Source organism: Escherichia sp. KTE31 (assembly GCF_000407925.1).
Classification (GTDB): domain Bacteria; phylum Pseudomonadota; class Gammaproteobacteria; order Enterobacterales; family Enterobacteriaceae; genus Escherichia; species Escherichia ruysiae.
Map to the genome: position 1 here is coordinate 62,928 of NZ_KE136722.1, position 17,070 is coordinate 79,997.

Annotated in this window: 18 protein-coding genes; 14 read left to right on the forward strand and 4 right to left on the reverse strand. The window is 52.4% G+C overall.

Annotated features, from left to right (window positions below; genetic code table 11):
* Positions 1–53: 53 nt before the first annotated feature.
* The gene (rhtC, locus tag WES_RS20430) at positions 54–674 is read left to right on the forward strand and encodes a threonine export protein RhtC (RefSeq protein ID WP_000928829.1); all 621 of its coding nucleotides are present in this window, start codon (positions 54–56) and stop codon (positions 672–674) included.
* A gap of 61 nt (positions 675–735) precedes the next feature.
* On the opposite strand, the gene rhtB is transcribed toward rhtC, so the two are convergent.
* Positions 736–1,356, reverse strand: a complete 621-nt coding sequence (gene rhtB, locus WES_RS20425) for a homoserine/homoserine lactone efflux protein (RefSeq protein WP_000142513.1) — start codon at positions 1,354–1,356, stop codon at positions 736–738.
* Between the two features lie 110 nt (positions 1,357–1,466).
* Between rhtB and pldB the strand changes: the two genes are divergently transcribed.
* The 3 genes from pldB to bioP all read left to right on the forward strand — a co-directional run bounded on the left by pldB (position 1,467) and on the right by bioP (position 4,272).
* Entirely contained in the window at positions 1,467–2,489 is a 1,023-nt protein-coding gene (gene pldB / locus WES_RS20420; protein ID WP_000487634.1) for a lysophospholipase L2, read from the forward strand.
* Between the two features lie 7 nt (positions 2,490–2,496).
* Complete coding sequence (gene yigL / locus WES_RS20415; protein ID WP_000285344.1) at positions 2,497–3,297, forward strand: sugar/pyridoxal phosphate phosphatase YigL; 801 nt, start codon at positions 2,497–2,499, stop codon at positions 3,295–3,297.
* Between the two features lie 75 nt (positions 3,298–3,372).
* Positions 3,373–4,272 carry a biotin transporter gene (bioP, locus tag WES_RS20410; RefSeq protein WP_016158867.1) on the forward strand — a complete coding sequence of 300 codons (900 nt, stop codon included), beginning with the start codon at positions 3,373–3,375 and terminating at the stop codon, positions 4,270–4,272.
* Here the strand turns inward: bioP and metR are convergent.
* Positions 4,160–5,113, reverse strand: a complete 954-nt coding sequence (gene metR, locus WES_RS20405; protein WP_016158868.1) for an HTH-type transcriptional regulator MetR — start codon at positions 5,111–5,113, stop codon at positions 4,160–4,162. The genes bioP and metR overlap by 113 nt on opposite strands.
* Before the next feature lie 117 nt (positions 5,114–5,230).
* Here metR and metE point away from each other — a divergent pair, with 117 nt between their 5' ends.
* A complete protein-coding gene (gene metE / locus WES_RS20400) occupies positions 5,231–7,492 on the forward strand; it encodes a 5-methyltetrahydropteroyltriglutamate--homocysteine S-methyltransferase (protein ID WP_016158869.1) in 2,262 nt (753 codons plus the stop codon).
* A 38-nt stretch (positions 7,493–7,530) separates the two neighbouring features.
* Here the strand turns inward: metE and WES_RS20395 are convergent, their stop codons facing one another.
* Positions 7,531–8,346, reverse strand: a complete 816-nt coding sequence (locus tag WES_RS20395; protein WP_010353608.1) for a dienelactone hydrolase family protein — start codon at positions 8,344–8,346, stop codon at positions 7,531–7,533.
* Between the two features lie 261 nt (positions 8,347–8,607).
* Between WES_RS20395 and udp the strand changes: the two genes are divergently transcribed.
* The 9 genes from udp to tatD all read left to right on the forward strand — a co-directional run bounded on the left by udp (position 8,608) and on the right by tatD (position 16,510).
* Positions 8,608–9,369 carry a uridine phosphorylase gene (udp, locus tag WES_RS20390; RefSeq protein ID WP_000045177.1) on the forward strand — a complete coding sequence of 254 codons (762 nt, stop codon included), beginning with the start codon at positions 8,608–8,610 and terminating at the stop codon, positions 9,367–9,369.
* 140 nt (positions 9,370–9,509) lie between these two features.
* Positions 9,510–10,937, forward strand: coding sequence for a DNA recombination protein RmuC (rmuC, locus tag WES_RS20385; RefSeq protein WP_016158870.1), 1,428 nt, complete (start codon positions 9,510–9,512; stop codon positions 10,935–10,937).
* 94 nt (positions 10,938–11,031) lie between these two features.
* Positions 11,032–11,787, forward strand: coding sequence for a bifunctional demethylmenaquinone methyltransferase/2-methoxy-6-polyprenyl-1,4-benzoquinol methylase UbiE (gene ubiE, locus WES_RS20380; RefSeq protein WP_000227958.1), 756 nt, complete (start codon positions 11,032–11,034; stop codon positions 11,785–11,787).
* A 13-nt stretch (positions 11,788–11,800) separates the two neighbouring features.
* Positions 11,801–12,406, forward strand: a complete 606-nt coding sequence (gene ubiJ, locus WES_RS20375; RefSeq protein ID WP_001116107.1) for a ubiquinone biosynthesis protein UbiJ — start codon at positions 11,801–11,803, stop codon at positions 12,404–12,406.
* Positions 12,406–14,046: a ubiquinone biosynthesis regulatory protein kinase UbiB gene (ubiB, locus tag WES_RS20370; RefSeq protein WP_000187538.1), complete on the forward strand. Its 1,641-nt coding sequence runs from the start codon at positions 12,406–12,408 to the stop codon at positions 14,044–14,046. Before ubiJ ends, ubiB begins: the two co-directional genes overlap by 1 nt.
* Positions 14,047–14,124: 78 nt before the next feature.
* A complete protein-coding gene (tatA, locus tag WES_RS20365) occupies positions 14,125–14,394 on the forward strand; it encodes a Sec-independent protein translocase subunit TatA (RefSeq protein WP_001295260.1) in 270 nt (89 codons plus the stop codon).
* A 3-nt stretch (positions 14,395–14,397) separates the two neighbouring features.
* Positions 14,398–14,913 (forward strand): Sec-independent protein translocase protein TatB, encoded by a 516-nt coding sequence (gene tatB, locus WES_RS20360; RefSeq protein ID WP_000459596.1) that lies wholly within the window; start codon positions 14,398–14,400, stop codon positions 14,911–14,913.
* 2 nt (positions 14,914–14,915) lie between these two features.
* Positions 14,916–15,686, forward strand: a complete 771-nt coding sequence (gene tatC, locus WES_RS20355; RefSeq protein WP_000109945.1) for a Sec-independent protein translocase subunit TatC — start codon at positions 14,916–14,918, stop codon at positions 15,684–15,686.
* 41 nt (positions 15,687–15,727) lie between these two features.
* A complete protein-coding gene (tatD, locus tag WES_RS20350; RefSeq protein ID WP_016158871.1) occupies positions 15,728–16,510 on the forward strand; it encodes a 3'-5' ssDNA/RNA exonuclease TatD in 783 nt (260 codons plus the stop codon).
* Here tatD and rfaH read toward each other — a convergent pair.
* Positions 16,507–16,995 (reverse strand): transcription/translation regulatory transformer protein RfaH, encoded by a 489-nt coding sequence (rfaH, locus tag WES_RS20345; RefSeq protein WP_001192392.1) that lies wholly within the window; start codon positions 16,993–16,995, stop codon positions 16,507–16,509. The genes tatD and rfaH overlap by 4 nt on opposite strands.
* Between the last annotated feature and the right edge of the window lie 75 nt (positions 16,996–17,070).

Consider the following 17,070-nt stretch of genomic DNA (forward strand, 5'->3'; position numbering starts at 1 on the left):
AAAAAAGTGCCAGGATGAACATTCCGTAAACGTTTTCCCCGCGAGTCAAATGTATGTTGATGTTATTTCTCACCGTTGCCATGGTGCACATCGTGGCGCTTATGAGCCCCGGTCCCGATTTCTTTTTTGTCTCTCAGACCGCCGTTAGTCGTTCCCGTAAAGAAGCGATGATGGGCGTGCTGGGCATTACCTGCGGCGTAATGGTCTGGGCAGGAATCGCGCTGCTTGGCCTGCATCTGATTATCGAAAAAATGGCCTGGCTGCATACGCTAATTATGGTTGGCGGTGGTCTGTATCTTTGCTGGATGGGTTACCAGATGCTGCGCGGTGCGCTGAAAAAAGAGGCTGTTTCTGCGCCTGCGCCACAGGTAGAACTGGCGAAAAGCGGACGCAGTTTCCTGAAAGGCTTGCTGACCAATCTCGCGAATCCGAAAGCGATTATCTACTTTGGTTCGGTGTTCTCACTGTTTGTCGGCGATAACGTCGGCACCACCGAACGCTGGGGCATTTTCGCGCTGATTATTGTCGAAACGCTGGCGTGGTTTACCGTTGTTGCCAGCCTGTTTGCGCTACCGCAAATGCGCCGGGGTTATCAACGTCTGGCGAAGTGGATCGACGGTTTTGCCGGAGCGTTATTTGCCGGATTTGGCATTCATTTGATTATTTCGCGTTGATGCCAGACGCATCATCAGAGTAGGTCGGATAAGGCGTTTACGCCGCATCCGACATTATTTTTCACGCATGTCTTGCCGATGCCAACAGCGCCCCCACCAGCATAAACAACGAGCCGAAAATCTTATTCAGCGCCTTCATCTGCTTCGGCCCTTTAATCCAGAGTGCGATCCGTTGGGCGAGGGTGGCGTAACCGATCATCACAATAATATCGACCACAATAGTGGTGACGCCGAGCACGATATACTGCATCAGTTGCGGTTGCTGCGGCATGATAAATTGCGGAAATAGCGCAGCCAGAAACACAATACTTTTGGGATTAGTAAGGTTCACAAACACTGACCGCTGGAACAGGTGGCGGCGCGATTGGGTAGGAGCCAGCGATTTAAGATCAATTGCACCAGCGGCGCGCCACTGCTGGATTCCCAGCCAAATCAGGTAAGCCGCGCCTGCCCACTTCAACACTTCAAAAGCAATAACCGAGCGGGAAAATAGCGTTCCCAAACCCACGCCAACCAGCACAATATGAATCGCCAGTCCGGTCTGAAGCCCTGCAATAGACGCTACCGCGCCGCGATAACCGTGGTTGAGCGAAGTGGTCATGGTGTTGATTGCGCCAGAGCCTGGCGAGAGGCTTAAAATGATCGATGTCAGTAAGTAGGCGAACCACCATTCAAAGGTCATGGGAATCTCCCGGATAGTCTATTTTTGTGCCACAATACGCTACTGTCGCAGCGTTGTGTCAGGCACGCTTAAAAAAACGATTTTACGTGGTTTAAGAGGCAGATTACCCGATGTTTCAGCAGCAAAAAGACTGGGAAACAAGAGAAAAAGCGTTTGCTGCTTTTACGATGGGGCCGCTGACCGACTTCTGGCGTCAGCGGGACGAAGCAGAGTTTATCGGCGTGGATGACATTCCGGTGCGTTTTGTCCGCTTTCGCGCTCCGCAACATGATCGGGTGGTCGTCATTTGTCCGGGGCGTATTGAGAGCTATGTAAAGTATGCGGAGCTGGCCTACGACCTGTTCCATCTGGGGTTTGATGTGTTAATCATCGACCATCGCGGTCAGGGGCGTTCCGGTCGACTGTTAGCCGATCCGCATCTCGGGCATGTTAATCGCTTTAATGATTATGTTGATGATCTGGCGGCGTTCTGGCAACAAGAGGTCCAGCCAGGTCCGTGGCGTAAACGCTATATACTGGCGCACTCGATGGGCGGTGCAATCTCCACGCTGTTTCTGCAACGTCACCCCGGCGTATGCGATGCCATTGCGCTGACCGCACCGATGTTCGGCATTGTGATTCGTATGCCATCATTTATGGCGCGGCAGATCCTTAACTGGGCAGAAGCGCACCCACGTTTTCGTGATGGCTATGCGATTGGCACCGGGCGCTGGCGCGCGCTGCCGTTTACCATCAATGTTCTGACCCACAGCAGGCAGCGATATCGACGTAATTTGCGTTTCTATGCGGATGACCCAACGATTCGCGTCGGTGGGCCGACCTACCATTGGGTACGCGAAAGTATTCTGGCTGGCGAACAGGTGTTAGCCGGTGCGGGTGATGACGCCACGCCAACGCTTCTCTTGCAGGCTGAAGAGGAACGCGTGGTAGATAACCGTATGCACGACCGTTTTTGTGAACTCCGCGCCGCAGCGGGCCATCCTGTAGAAGGGGGGCGGCCGCTGGTAATTAAAGGTGCGTACCATGAGATCCTTTTTGAAAAGGACGCAATGCGCTCAGTCGCGCTCCACGCCATCGTTGAATTTTTCAACCGGCATAACTCACCCAGCGGAAATCGCTCTATAGAGGTTTAAATTTCTTATGTATCAGGTTGTTGCGTCTGATTTAGATGGTACGTTACTTTCTCCCGACCATACGTTATCCCCTTACGCCAAAGAAACCCTGAAACTGCTCACCGCGCGTGGCATCAACTTTGTATTTGCGACGGGTCGCCACCACGTCGACGTGGGGCAAATTCGCGATAATCTGGAGATTAAGTCTTACATGATTACCTCCAATGGCGCGCGCGTGCACGATCTGGATGGTAATCTGATTTTCGCGCATAACCTGGATCATGACATCGCCAGCGACCTGTTTGGCGTGGTCAACGACAACCCGGACATCATTACTAATGTTTATCGTGATGATGAATGGTTTATGAATCGCCACCGTCCGGAAGAGATGCGCTTTTTTAAAGAAGCGGTGTTCAAATATGCGCTGTATGAGCCAGGATTACTGGAGCCGGAAGGCGTCAGCAAAGTGTTCTTCACCTGCGATTCCCATGAAAAATTGTTACCGCTGGAGCAAGCTATCAACGCTCGCTGGGGCGATCGCGTCAACGTCAGTTTCTCTACCTTAACTTGTCTTGAAGTGATGGCGGGTGGCGTTTCAAAAGGCCATGCGCTGGAAGCGGTGGCGAAGAAACTGGGCTACAGTCTGAAGGATTGCATTGCGTTTGGTGACGGGATGAACGACGCCGAAATGCTGTCGATGGCGGGGAAAGGCTGCATTATGGGCAGTGCGCACCAGCGCCTGAAAGATCTGCATCCTGAGCTGGAAGTGATTGGCACTAACGCCGAAGACGCGGTGCCGCATTATCTGCGTAAGCTCTATTTATCGTAATCGTTCTTTATTTGGTCAGTTGTCAACCTAATACTTCGCTACAATGGATACTCGTTAATCAAAGAGTTTTCCATTGTGGCGCTACTTATCATCACCACGATTCTGTGGGCCTTCTCCTTTAGCTTTTATGGCGAGTACCTTGCGGGGCACGTCGACAGCTATTTTTCGGTGCTGGTACGCGTTGGGCTGGCGGCGCTCGTTTTCCTGCCGTTCTTGCGTACCCGTGGCAATAGCCTGAAAACCATTGGCCTGTATATGCTGGTGGGCGCGATGCAGCTTGGCATTATGTATATGCTGAGTTTCCGTGCCTATCTCTACCTGACAGTCTCTGAACTGCTGTTATTTACCGTCCTGACGCCGCTCTACATCACGCTGATTTATGACATTATGAGTAAGCGCCGTCTGCGCTGGGGATATGCTTTTAGCGCGTTACTCGCGGTGATTGGTGCCGGGATTATTCGCTACGATCAGGTCACCGATCACTTCTGGACCGGCTTGCTGCTGGTGCAACTCTCCAATATCACTTTCGCGATCGGCATGGTGGGCTATAAACGCCTGATGGAAACTCGCCCGATGCCGCAGCATAACGCCTTTGCGTGGTTCTATCTTGGCGCGTTCCTGGTGGCGGTGATTGCATGGTTCTTGCTGGGCAATACGCAGAAAATGCCGCAAACCACGCTGCAATGGAGCATTCTGGTGTTTCTTGGCGTGGTGGCTTCCGGGATTGGTTATTTTATGTGGAACTACGGTGCGACTCAGGTGGATGCCGGAACGCTCGGCATTATGAATAATATGCACGTTCCGGCAGGATTACTGGTTAACCTGGCTATCTGGCATCAACAGCCGCATTGGCCAACATTTATTACAGGCGCGCTGGTGATCCTGTCCTCACTGTGGGTGCATCGGAAGTGGGTCGCTCCGCGCTCTTTACAAATGGCAGATGATCGCAGGCGTGATTGCGCGCCGAGCGAATAAACGCTTCTGTCACTGGCTGACGCTGCTCGCCGTCGCGCACGGCGGCGTACAGTCGGCTCCATAATCCCTCGCCCAGGGTTTTGGTCACAACCAGACCCTGGCGCTCAAAACTCTCCACGACCCAATGTGGTAGAGCGGCAATACCCATCCGCGCGGCAACCATCTGAATCAACAATAAAGTGTTATCGACGCTTTTCAGCGACGGGCTAACGCCTGCGGGCTGCAGAAAATGCCGCCAGACGTCCAGTCGGCTACGCTGTACCGGATAAATCAGCAGCGTTTCGCTGGCGAGATCTTCCGGCGTGATTCGTGTTTTCGCCGCCAGTGGGTGGTCAGGTGCTAATACCAGACGTACTTCATAATCGAACATCGGCGAATAATGTAGGCCACTGCGCGGCAGAATATCGGAGGTCATCACCAGATCCAGCTCGCCCTGCTGCAACGCGGGCTGCGGGTCAAACGTCACGCCCGATTTAAAGTCCATCTCGACCTGCGGCCAGTTCTTATGGAAATTTTCTAACGCAGGCGTCAGCCACTGAATACAACTATGGCACTCAATGGCAATGCGCAGGCGCGTCTGCTGCGGTTCATTGCAGGCTTGCAGTGCCTGACTGATTTGCGGCAGTACCTGGTTTGCCAGTTGCAACAGGATTTCACCCTGCGGCGTAAAACGTAGCGGCTGGCTTTTACGCACAAATAGCCGGAAGCCAAGGCGTTGTTCCAGATCGCTAAACTGGTGAGACAGGGCGGATTGCGTTTGATGCAACGTCGCCGCAGCGGCTGCGAGCGAGCCGCAATTCCGCAACGCTTGTAGCGTTTTCAGGTGTTTTACTTCGATCATGAAAGTCCTTCACTTCGGCATGAATAATTTGCGCTTGAGGAATATACAGTAACCGCCAATTATGGATGTGTAAACATCTGGACGGCTAAATACTAAAAATTCCATAAGGGGCATATAATGACAATTCTTAATCACACCCTCGGTTTCCCTCGCGTTGGCCTGCGTCGCGAGCTGAAAAAAGCGCAAGAAAGTTATTGGGCAGGGAACTCCACGCGTGAAGAATTACTGGCGGTTGGGCGTGAACTGCGTGCTCGTCACTGGGATCAACAAAAGCAGGCGGGGATTGACCTGCTGCCGGTGGGCGATTTTGCCTGGTACGATCATGTTCTGACTACCAGCCTGCTGCTGGGTAACGTTCCAGCGCGTCATCAGAATAAAGATGGTTCGGTGGATATCGACACCCTGTTCCGTATTGGTCGTGGTCGTGCGCCAACAGGTGAACCTGCGGCGGCGGCGGAAATGACCAAATGGTTTAACACCAACTATCACTACATGGTGCCGGAATTCGTTAAAGGCCAACAGTTCAAACTGACCTGGACGCAGCTGCTGGATGAAGTGGACGAGGCGCTGGCGCTGGGTCACAAGGTGAAACCTGTGCTTCTGGGGCCGGTTACCTATCTGTGGCTGGGTAAGGTGAAAGGTGAACAGTTTGACCGCCTGAGCCTGCTGAACGACATTCTGCCGGTTTATCAGCAGGTTCTGGCAGAACTGGCAAAACGCGGTATTGAGTGGGTACAGATCGACGAACCGGCGCTGGTGCTGGAACTGCCGCAGGCGTGGCTGGACGCGTATAAACCTGCTTACGATGCTCTACAGGGGCAGGTGAAACTGCTGCTGACTACCTATTTTGAAGGCGTAACGCCAAATCTCGACACGATTACGGCGCTGCCTGTTCAGGGTCTGCATGTCGACTTCGTGCATGGTAAAGATGACGTAGCAGAACTGCACAAGCGTCTGCCTTCTGACTGGCTGCTGTCTGCGGGTCTTATCAATGGTCGTAACGTCTGGCGCGCCGATCTCACCGAGAAATATGCGCAAATTAAGGACATTGTCGGCAAACGTGATTTGTGGGTGGCATCTTCCTGCTCGTTGCTGCACAGCCCTATCGACCTGAGCGTGGAAACGCGTCTTGATGCAGAAGTGAAAAGCTGGTTTGCCTTCGCCCTGCAAAAATGCCATGAACTGGCGCTGCTGCGCGATGCGCTGAACAGTGGTGACACGGCAGCACTGGCAGAGTGGAGCGCCCCGATTCAGGCGCGTCGTCACTCTACTCGTGTACATAATCCGGCGGTAGAAAAGCGTCTGGCGGCGATCACCGCCCAGGACAGCCAGCGGGCGAATGTCTATGAAGTGCGTGCTGAAGCCCAGCGTGCGCGTTTTAAACTGCCAGCCTGGCCGACCACCACGATTGGTTCTTTCCCGCAAACCACGGAAATTCGTACCCTGCGTCTGGATTTCAAAAAGGGCAATCTCGACGCCAATAACTACCGCACGGGCATTGCGGAACACATCAAACAGGCCATTGTTGAGCAGGAACGTTTAGGTCTGGATGTGCTGGTGCACGGTGAAGCCGAGCGTAACGACATGGTGGAATACTTTGGCGAGCACCTCGACGGTTTTGTCTTTACGCAAAACGGTTGGGTACAGAGCTACGGTTCCCGCTGCGTGAAGCCGCCGATTGTTATTGGTGACGTTAGCCGCCCGGCACCGATTACCGTTGAGTGGGCGAAGTATGCACAATCGCTGACCGACAAACCGGTGAAAGGGATGCTGACTGGCCCGGTAACCATTCTCTGCTGGTCGTTCCCGCGCGAAGATGTCAGCCGTGAAACCATCGCCAAACAGATTGCGCTGGCGCTGCGTGATGAAGTAGCCGATCTGGAAGCCGCTGGAATTGGCATCATCCAGATTGACGAACCGGCACTGCGCGAAGGTTTACCGCTGCGTCGTAGTGACTGGGACGCCTATCTCCAGTGGGGCGTGGAGGCTTTCCGTATCAACGCCGCCGTGGCGAAGGATGAAACGCAGATCCACACTCACATGTGTTATTGCGAGTTCAACGACATCATGGATTCGATTGCGGCGCTGGATGCTGACGTCATCACTATCGAAACCTCGCGTTCCGACATGGAGTTGCTGGAGTCATTCGAAGAGTTTGATTATCCGAATGAAATCGGGCCAGGCGTCTATGACATTCACTCGCCAAACGTACCGAGCGTAGAATGGATTGAAGCCCTGCTGAAGAAAGCGGCAAAACGCATTCCGGCAGAGCGCCTGTGGGTCAACCCGGACTGCGGCCTGAAAACGCGCGGCTGGCCAGAAACCCGCGCGGCACTGGCGAACATGGTGCAGGCGGCGCAGAATTTGCGTCGGGGGTAAACATAAACCGGGTGGCAATGCCACCCGGTCTTTTCTCATTACAGCGACTTCTTCCCACCATACTGCTTAAACCATTCCAGCATACGCTGCCAACCGTCTTTTGCGGACTCAGCATGATAGCTCGGGCGATAATCGGCGTTAAACGCATGACCGGCATCCGGGTACACGATAATCTCTGCTTTCGCATTAGCAGCCCGCAGCGCCTGGCGCATGGTTTCAACGCTCTCCTGCGGAATGCTGTTATCCTGACCACCATATAAGCCGAGAACCGGCGCGTTAAGATCGGTTGCGATATCAACAGGTTGTTTCGGTGAATTCAGCGACTTATCGCCCGTCAGTTTGCCGTACCACGCCACTGCCGCTTTCAGTTGCGGGTTATGCGCGGCATATAGCCAGGTGATACGTCCGCCCCAGCAAAATCCGGTAATCATTAAGCGATGGACGTCGCCGCCGTTGCGGGACGCCCAACTGGCGACATGATCGAGATCGGCCAGCACCTGCGAGTCAGGCACTTTTGCCACCAGACCGCTTAGCAACGTGGGAATATCGGCGAAATCATTAGGATCGCCTTCGCGGAAGTAGAGTTCTGGTGCGATAGCCAGATACCCCTCCAGCGCCAGACGGCGACAAATGTCACGGATATGTTCATGCACGCCAAAAATTTCCTGCACTACAATGACCACTGGTAGTGGGCCATCGCTCTGCTTTGGACGGGCATGATAAGCAGGCATGTTATCCCCTTGTGAAGGGATAGAGGTGAATCCTGCCACAATCGCATCGTCCGGGGTCTGAACGATGGTTGAGGCGAGGGGGGATGCAGCAGGTGCAAATCCAGAGTGTTGTGTTGTTGTCATGGTATTCTCCGTACCCTTATAAAAATTTTGCGCAATGTTAACTATAGTCAGCGTGCAACAATTCACATTGCCTCAAATGGCTCATCTTTTAAGCAGCCTTACTGACTTAAGAGCAAATTATGTGATTTAAGTCACTTTTGATGAGTAAATGTATGCAACACATTTGCATCATAGTGATGATTATCACGAAAAAATCTTAATCCCTTCGGTAAAGTACCTTTTTGCTTCTTCTGACTAAACCGATTCACAGAGGAGTTGTATATGTCCAAGTCTGATGTTTTTCATCTCGGCCTCACTAAAAACGATTTACAAGGGGCTACGCTTGCCATCGTCCCTGGCGACCCGGATCGTGTGGAAAAGATCGCCGCGCTGATGGATAAGCCGGTTAAGCTGGCATCTCACCGCGAATTCACCACCTGGCGTGCAGAGCTGGATGGTAAACCTGTTATTGTCTGCTCTACCGGTATCGGCGGTCCGTCTACTTCTATTGCCGTTGAAGAACTGGCACAGCTGGGCATTCGCACCTTCCTGCGTATCGGTACAACTGGCGCTATTCAGCCGCATATTAATGTTGGCGATGTACTGGTTACCACGGCGTCTGTTCGTCTGGATGGCGCGAGCCTGCACTTCGCACCGCTGGAGTTCCCGGCTGTCGCTGATTTCGAATGTACGACTGCGCTGGTTGAAGCAGCGAAGTCTATTGGCGCGACGACTCACGTTGGCGTGACTGCTTCTTCTGATACCTTCTACCCAGGTCAGGAACGTTACGATACTTACTCTGGTCGCGTAGTCCGTCACTTTAAAGGTTCTATGGAAGAGTGGCAGGCGATGGGCGTGATGAACTATGAAATGGAATCTGCGACTCTGCTGACCATGTGTGCAAGTCAGGGCCTGCGTGCTGGTATGGTGGCGGGCGTTATCGTTAACCGCACTCAGCAAGAGATCCCGAATGCTGAGACGATGAAACAAACCGAAAGCCATGCGGTGAAAATCGTGGTGGAAGCGGCGCGTCGTCTGTTGTAATTCTCTTCTCCTGTCTGAAGGCCGACGCGTTCGGCCTTTTGTATTTTTGCGTAGCGCCTCGCAGGAAATGCCTTTCCAACTGGACGTTTGTACAGCACAATTCTATTTTGTGCGGGTAAGTTGTTGCGTCAGGAGGCTTTGTGGATTTCTCAATCATTGTTTATGCCATTATTGCGCTGGTCAGTGTGGCCATCGGCTGGCTGTTTGCCAGTTATCAACATGCGCAGCAAAAAGCCGAGCAATTAGCTGAACGTGAAGAGATGGTCGCGGAGTTAAGTGCGGCAAAACAACAAATTACCCAAAGTGAACACTGGCGCACAGAGTGTGAATTACTCAATAACGAAGTGCGCAGCCTGCAAAGTATTAACACCTCGCTGGAGGCTGATCTGCGTGAAGTGACCACGCGGATGGAGGCCGCACAGCAACACGCTGACGATAAAATTCGCCAGATGATTAACAGCGAGCAGCGTTTGAGCGAGCAGTTTGAAAACCTCGCCAACCGTATTTTCGAGCACAGCAATCGCCGCGTTGATGAGCAAAACCGTCAGAGCCTGAACAGCCTGTTGTCGCCGCTGCGTGAACAACTGGACGGTTTTCGCCGTCAGGTTCAGGACAGCTTCGGTAAAGAAGCACAAGAACGCCATACCCTGACCCACGAAATTCGCAATCTCCAGCAGCTCAATGCGCAAATGGCCCAGGAGGCAATCAACCTGACGCGTGCGCTGAAAGGTGACAATAAAACCCAGGGCAACTGGGGCGAAGTGGTATTAACGCGAGTACTGGAGGCATCTGGCTTGCGTGAAGGGTATGAATACGAAACCCAGGTGAGTATCGAAAATGATGCCCGCTCGCGGATGCAGCCGGATGTTATCGTGCGACTACCGCAGGGGAAAGATGTGGTGATCGACGCCAAAATGACGCTGGTCGCTTATGAACGCTACTTCAACGCGGAAGACGACTACACCCGCGAAAGTGCATTGCAGGAACATATCGCGTCGGTGCGTAACCATATCCGCTTGCTGGGGCGTAAAGATTATCAACAGCTCCCAGGGCTAAGAACCCTGGATTACGTGCTGATGTTTATCCCCGTCGAACCTGCGTTTTTACTGGCGCTTGATCGCCAGCCGGAGCTGATAACCGAAGCGTTGAAAAACAATATCATGCTGGTTAGCCCGACCACGCTGCTGGTGGCGTTGCGTACTATCGCCAATCTCTGGCGTTATGAGCATCAAAGTCGCAACGCCCAGCAAATCGCCGATCGCGCCAGCAAGCTGTACGACAAGATGCGTTTGTTCATCGATGACATGTCTGCGATTGGTCAAAGTCTGGACAAAGCGCAGGATAACTATCGTCAGGCAATGAAAAAACTCTCTTCAGGTCGCGGAAATGTGCTGGCGCAGGCAGAAGCGTTTCGCGGTTTAGGGGTAGAAATTAAACGCGAGATTAATCCGGATTTGGCTGAACAGGCGGTGAGTCAGGATGAAGAGTATCGACTGCGGTCGGTTCCAGGGCAGCCGAATGATGAAGCTTATCAACGCGATGATGAATATAATCAGCAGTCGCGCTAGCCCATTGGGGGTAGTTACGCCGGGTAGAAATCTAGGGCATCGACGCCCAATCTGTTACACTTCTGGAACAATTTTTTGATGAGCAGGCATTGAGATGGTGGATAAGTCACAAGAAACGACGCACTTTGGTTTTCAGACCGTCGCGAAAGAGCAAAAAGCGGATATGGTCGCCCACGTTTTCCATTCCGTGGCATCGAAATACGATGTTATGAATGATTTGATGTCATTTGGTATTCATCGTTTGTGGAAGCGTTTCACGATCGATTGCAGCGGCGTACGCCGTGGGCAGACTGTACTGGATCTGGCTGGCGGCACCGGCGATCTGACAGCGAAATTCTCTCGCCTGGTCGGTGAAACGGGTAAGGTGGTCCTCGCCGATATCAATGAATCCATGCTCAAAATGGGGCGCGAGAAACTGCGTAATATCGGTGTGATTGGCAACGTTGAGTATGTTCAGGCGAACGCCGAGGCGCTGCCGTTCCCGGATAACACCTTTGATTGCATCACCATTTCGTTTGGTCTGCGTAACGTCACCGACAAAGATAAAGCACTACGTTCAATGTATCGCGTGCTGAAACCCGGCGGTCGTCTACTGGTGCTTGAGTTCTCGAAGCCGATTATCGAGCCGTTAAGCAAAGCTTATGACGCTTACTCCTTCCATGTTCTGCCGCGTATTGGCTCGCTGGTCGCGAATGATGCCGACAGCTATCGTTATCTGGCTGAATCCATCCGTATGCATCCCGATCAGGATACTCTGAAAGCCATGATGCAAGATGCCGGATTCGAAAGTGTCGACTATTACAACCTGACGGCTGGCGTTGTGGCGCTGCATCGTGGTTATAAGTTCTGACAGGAGACCGGAAATGCCTTTTAAACCTTTAGTGACGGCAGGAATCGAAAGTCTGCTCAACACCTTCCTGTACCGCTCACCCGCGCTGAAAACGGCCCGCTCGCGTCTGCTGGGTAAAGTATTGCGCGTGGAGGTAAAAGGCTTTTCGACATCGTTGATTCTGGTGTTCAGCGAACGTCAGGTCGATGTACTGGGAGAATGGGCGGGTGATGCTGACTGCACCGTTATCGCTTATGCCAGCGTGTTGCCGAAACTTCGCGATCGCCAGCAGCTTGCTGCACTGATTCGTAGCGGTGAGCTGGAAGTGCAGGGCGATATTCAGGTGGTGCAAAACTTTGTTGCGCTGGCAGATCTGGCGGAGTTCGACCCAGCGGAACTGCTGGCACCTTATACGGGTGATATCGCCGCCGAAGGCATTAGCAAAGCCCTGCGTGGTGGCGCGAAGTTCCTGCATCACGGTATTCAACGCCAGCAACGCTACGTGGCGGAAGCCATTACTGAAGAGTGGCGTATGGCGCCTGGTCCGCTTGAAGTGGCCTGGTTTGCGGAAGAGACATCCGCCGTTGAGCGAGCCGTCGATGCGCTAACCAAACGGCTGGAAAAACTGGAGGCAGTTTAATGACGCCAGGTGAAGTACGGCGCCTGTATTTCATCATTCGCACTTTTTTAAGTTACGGACTTGATGAACTGATCCCTAAAATGCGTATCACTTTGCCGTTGCGGTTATGGCGATACTCATTATTCTGGATGCCGAATCGACATAAAGACAAACCATTAGGTGAACGACTGCGACTGGCGCTGCAAGAACTGGGTCCGGTATGGATCAAGTTTGGACAGATGCTATCGACCCGCCGTGACCTTTTTCCGCCGCATATTGCTGACCAACTGGCGCTCTTGCAGGATAAAGTCGCGCCTTTTGACGGCGAACTGGCGAAAGCACAAATTGAAGCGGCGATGGGCGGTCTGCCGGTGGAAGCGTGGTTTGATGATTTTGACATTAAGCCGCTGGCATCGGCTTCCGTAGCACAGGTACATACTGCTCGGTTGAAATCGAATGGCAAAGAGGTGGTGATTAAAGTCATTCGCCCGGATATTTTGCCAGTCATAAAAGCGGATCTGAAACTCATCTATCGTCTGGCTCGTTGGGTGCCGCGTTTACTACCGGATGGTCGCCGTCTGCGTCCAACCGAAGTGGTGCGCGAGTACGAAAAGACGTTGATTGATGAACTGAATTTGCTGCGGGAATCTGCCAACGCCATTCAGCTTCGGCGTAATTTCGAAAATAGCCCGATGCTCTACATCCCGGAAGTTTACCCTGACTATTGCAGTGAAGGGATGATGGTGATGGAGCGTATCTATGGCATTCCAGTTTCGGATGTCGCGACGCTGGAGAAAAACGGCACCAACATGAAATTGTTGGCGGAACGCGGTGTGCAGGTGTTCTTCACTCAGGTCTTTCGCGACAGCTTTTTCCATGCCGATATGCACCCTGGCAACATCTTCGTAAGCTTCGAACACCCGGAAAATCCGAAGTATATTGGTATTGATTGCGGGATTGTCGGCTCGTTAAACAAAGAAGATAAACGCTATCTGGCGGAAAACTTTATCGCCTTCTTTAACCGTGACTATCGCAAAGTAGCGGAACTGCACGTTGATTCTGGCTGGGTGCCGCCAGATACCAACGTTGAAGAGTTCGAATTTGCCATTCGTACTGTCTGTGAACCTATTTTTGAGAAACCGCTGGCAGAAATTTCATTTGGACATGTGCTGTTAAATCTGTTTAATACGGCGCGTCGTTTCAATATGGAAGTACAGCCGCAACTGGTGTTACTCCAGAAAACCTTGCTCTACATCGAAGGGGTAGGACGGCAGCTTTATCCGCAGCTCGATTTATGGAAAACGGCGAAGCCTTTCCTCGAGTCGTGGATTAAAGATCAGGTTGGCATTCCTGCGCTGGTGAGAGCATTTAAAGAAAAAGCGCCGTTCTGGGTCGAAAAAATGCCAGAACTGCCTGAACTGGTTTACGACAGTTTGCGCCAGGGCAAGTATTTACAGCACAGTGTTGATAAGATTGCCCGCGAGCTTCAGGCAAATCATGTACGTCAGGGACAATCGCGTTATTTTCTCGGAATTGGCGCGACGTTAGTATTAAGCGGCACATTCTTGTTGGTCAGCCGACCTGAATGGGGGCTGATGCCCGGCTGGTTAATGGCAGGTGGTCTGATCGCCTGGTTTGTCGGTTGGCGCAAAACACGCTGATTTTTTCATCGCTCAAGGCGGGCCGTGTAACGTATAATGCGGCCTTGTTTAATCATCATCTACCACAGAGGAACATGTATGGGTGGTATCAGTATTTGGCAGTTATTGATTATTGCCGTCATCGTTGTACTGCTTTTTGGCACCAAAAAGCTCGGCTCCATCGGTTCCGATCTTGGTGCATCAATTAAAGGCTTTAAAAAAGCAATGAGCGATGATGAACCAAAGCAGGATAAAACCAGTCAGGATGCTGATTTTACTGCAAAAACTATCGCCGATAAGCAGGCGGATACGAATCAGGAACAGGCTAAAACAGAAGACGCGAAGCGCCACGATAAAGAGCAGGTGTAATCCGTGTTTGATATCGGTTTTAGCGAACTGCTATTGGTGTTCATCATCGGCCTCGTCGTTCTGGGGCCGCAACGACTGCCTGTGGCGGTAAAAACGGTAGCGGGCTGGATTCGCGCGTTGCGTTCACTGGCGACAACGGTGCAGAACGAACTGACCCAGGAGTTAAAACTCCAGGAGTTTCAGGACAGCCTGAAAAAGGTTGAAAAGGCAAGCCTGACCAACCTGACGCCTGAACTGAAAGCGTCAATGGATGAACTGCGCCAGGCTGCAGAATCGATGAAGCGTTCCTATGTTGCAAACGATCCTGAAAAGGCGAGTGATGAAGCGCACACCATCCATAATCCGGTGGTGAAAGATAATGAAGCTGCGCATGAGGGAGTAACCCCTGCCGCTGCACAAACGCAGGCCAGTTCGCCGGAACAGAAGCCAGAAACCACGCCAGAGCCGGTGGTAAAACCTGTTGCGGACGCTGAACCGAAAACCGCTGCACCTTCCCCTTCGTCGAGTGATAAACCGTAAACATGTCTGTAGAAGATACTCAACCGCTTATCACGCATCTGATTGAGCTGCGTAAGCGTCTGCTGAACTGCATTATCGCGGTGATCGTGATATTTCTGTGCCTGGTCTATTTCGCCAATGATATCTATCACCTGGTATCCGCGCCGTTGATCAAGCAATTGCCGCAAGGTTCAACGATGATCGCCACCGATGTGGCCTCGCCGTTCTTTACGCCGATCAAGCTGACCTTTATGGTATCGCTGATTCTGTCAGCGCCGGTGATTCTCTATCAGGTGTGGGCGTTTATCGCCCCGGCGTTGTATAAGCACGAACGTCGCCTGGTGGTGCCTCTGCTGGTTTCCAGCTCTTTGCTGTTTTATATCGGCATGGCGTTCGCCTACTTCGTGGTCTTTCCACTGGCATTTGGCTTCCTCGCCAATACCGCGCCGGAAGGGGTACAGGTATCCACCGACATCGCCAGCTACTTAAGCTTCGTTATGGCGTTGTTTATGGCGTTTGGTGTTTCGTTTGAAGTGCCGGTTGCCATTGTGCTGCTGTGCTGGATGGGGATTACCTCGCCAGAAGACTTACGCAAAAAACGCCCGTATGTGCTGGTTGGCGCATTCGTCGTTGGGATGCTGCTGACGCCGCCGGATGTCTTCTCGCAAACGCTGCTGGCGATCCCGATGTACTGCCTGTTTGAAATCGGTGTCTTCTTCTCCCGCTTTTACGTTGGTAAAGGCCGAAACCGGGAAGAAGAAAACGACGCTGAAAGCGAAAAAACTGAAGAATAAATTCAACCGCCCGTCAGGGCGGTTGTCATATGGAGTGCAGGATGTTTGATATCGGCGTTAATTTGACCAGCTCGCAATTTGCGAAAGACCGTGGTGATGTTGTAGAGCGCGCTTTTGACGCGGGAGTTGATGGGCTACTCATCACCGGTACTAACCTGCGTGAAAGCCAGCAGGCGCAAAAACTGGCGCGTCAGTATCCGCACTGTTGGTCAACGGCGGGCGTGCATCCTCATGACAGCAGCCAGTGGCAAGCCGCGACCGAAGAAGCAATTATTGAACTGGCCGCGCTGCCAGAAGTAGTGGCGATTGGTGAGTGTGGTCTCGACTTTAACCGCAACTTTTCTACGCCGGAAGAGCAGGAACGCGCTTTTGTTGCCCAGCTACGTATTGCCGCAGAATTAAACATGCCGGTATTTATGCACTGTCGCGATGCCCATGAGCGGTTTATGACATTGCTGGAGCCGTGGCTGAATAAACTGCCTGGTGCGGTTCTTCATTGCTTTACTGGCACACGCGAAGAGATGCAGGCGTGCGTGGCGCGTGGGATTTATATCGGCATTACTGGTTGGGTTTGCGATGAACGACGCGGGATGGAATTGCGTGATCTGTTGCCATTTATTCCGGCGGAGAAATTGCTGATCGAAACCGATGCGCCGTATTTACTCCCGCGCGATCTCACGCCAAAGCCATCATCCCGGCGTAACGAGCCTGCTTATCTGCCTCATATTGTGCAACGTATTGCGCACTGGCGAGGGGAGGATGCTGCGTGGCTGGCGGCCACCACAGATGCCAATGTCAAAACGCTGTTTGGGATTGCGTTCTAGAGTTTGCGGAACTCAGTGTTCTTCACGCTGTGCTTAATTTCTTTATTGATAAGATTAAGCAATAGCATGGAGCGTGCCTCGCCGTCGGGTTCGGTGAAAATGGCCTGAAAACCTTCGAATGCGCCTTCGGTAATAATCACCTTATCACCTGGATATGGCGTTGCCGGATCGACAATGTCTTCCGGTTTATACACCGACAGCTGATGAATCACAGCCGATGGGACTATCGCAGGCGATGCACCAAAGCGCACGAAGTGGCTGACACCACGTGTGGCATTGATGGTAGTGGTATGAATCACTTCTGGATCAAATTCCACAAACAGGTAGTTGGGGAACAACGGCTCACTGACTGCGGTACGTTTGCCACGCACGATTTTTTCCAGGGTGATCATCGGTGCCAGGCAATTAACGGCCTGTCTTTCGAGGTGTTCCTGGGCACGTTGAAGTTGCCCGCGCTTGCAGTACAGTAAATACCAGGATTGCATAATGACTCTTATCCGTTTAATCGGGGCGCAAGAATAGCAAAAGCGATGCGTTAAGTTAATTATATTCCCCGGTTT

Bases quoted from the DNA above. Each gene is read 5' to 3' on its own strand.
- rhtC (WP_000928829.1), top strand. From the start codon at position 54: ATGTTGATGTTATTTCTCACCGTTGCCATGGTGCACATCGTGGCGCTT.
- rhtB (WP_000142513.1), bottom strand. From the start codon at position 1,356: ATGACCTTTGAATGGTGGTTCGCCTACTTACTGACATCGATCATTTTA.
- pldB (WP_000487634.1), top strand. From the start codon at position 1,467: ATGTTTCAGCAGCAAAAAGACTGGGAAACAAGAGAAAAAGCGTTTGCT.
- yigL (WP_000285344.1), top strand. From the start codon at position 2,497: ATGTATCAGGTTGTTGCGTCTGATTTAGATGGTACGTTACTTTCTCCC.
- metR (WP_016158868.1), bottom strand. From the start codon at position 5,113: ATGATCGAAGTAAAACACCTGAAAACGCTACAAGCGTTGCGGAATTGC.
- metE (WP_016158869.1), top strand. From the start codon at position 5,231: ATGACAATTCTTAATCACACCCTCGGTTTCCCTCGCGTTGGCCTGCGT.
- WES_RS20395 (WP_010353608.1), bottom strand. From the start codon at position 8,346: ATGACAACAACACAACACTCTGGATTTGCACCTGCTGCATCCCCCCTC.
- udp (WP_000045177.1), top strand. From the start codon at position 8,608: ATGTCCAAGTCTGATGTTTTTCATCTCGGCCTCACTAAAAACGATTTA.
- ubiE (WP_000227958.1), top strand. From the start codon at position 11,032: ATGGTGGATAAGTCACAAGAAACGACGCACTTTGGTTTTCAGACCGTC.
- ubiJ (WP_001116107.1), top strand. From the start codon at position 11,801: ATGCCTTTTAAACCTTTAGTGACGGCAGGAATCGAAAGTCTGCTCAAC.
- ubiB (WP_000187538.1), top strand. From the start codon at position 12,406: ATGACGCCAGGTGAAGTACGGCGCCTGTATTTCATCATTCGCACTTTT.
- tatA (WP_001295260.1), top strand. From the start codon at position 14,125: ATGGGTGGTATCAGTATTTGGCAGTTATTGATTATTGCCGTCATCGTT.
- tatC (WP_000109945.1), top strand. From the start codon at position 14,916: ATGTCTGTAGAAGATACTCAACCGCTTATCACGCATCTGATTGAGCTG.
- tatD (WP_016158871.1), top strand. From the start codon at position 15,728: ATGTTTGATATCGGCGTTAATTTGACCAGCTCGCAATTTGCGAAAGAC.
- rfaH (WP_001192392.1), bottom strand. From the start codon at position 16,995: ATGCAATCCTGGTATTTACTGTACTGCAAGCGCGGGCAACTTCAACGT.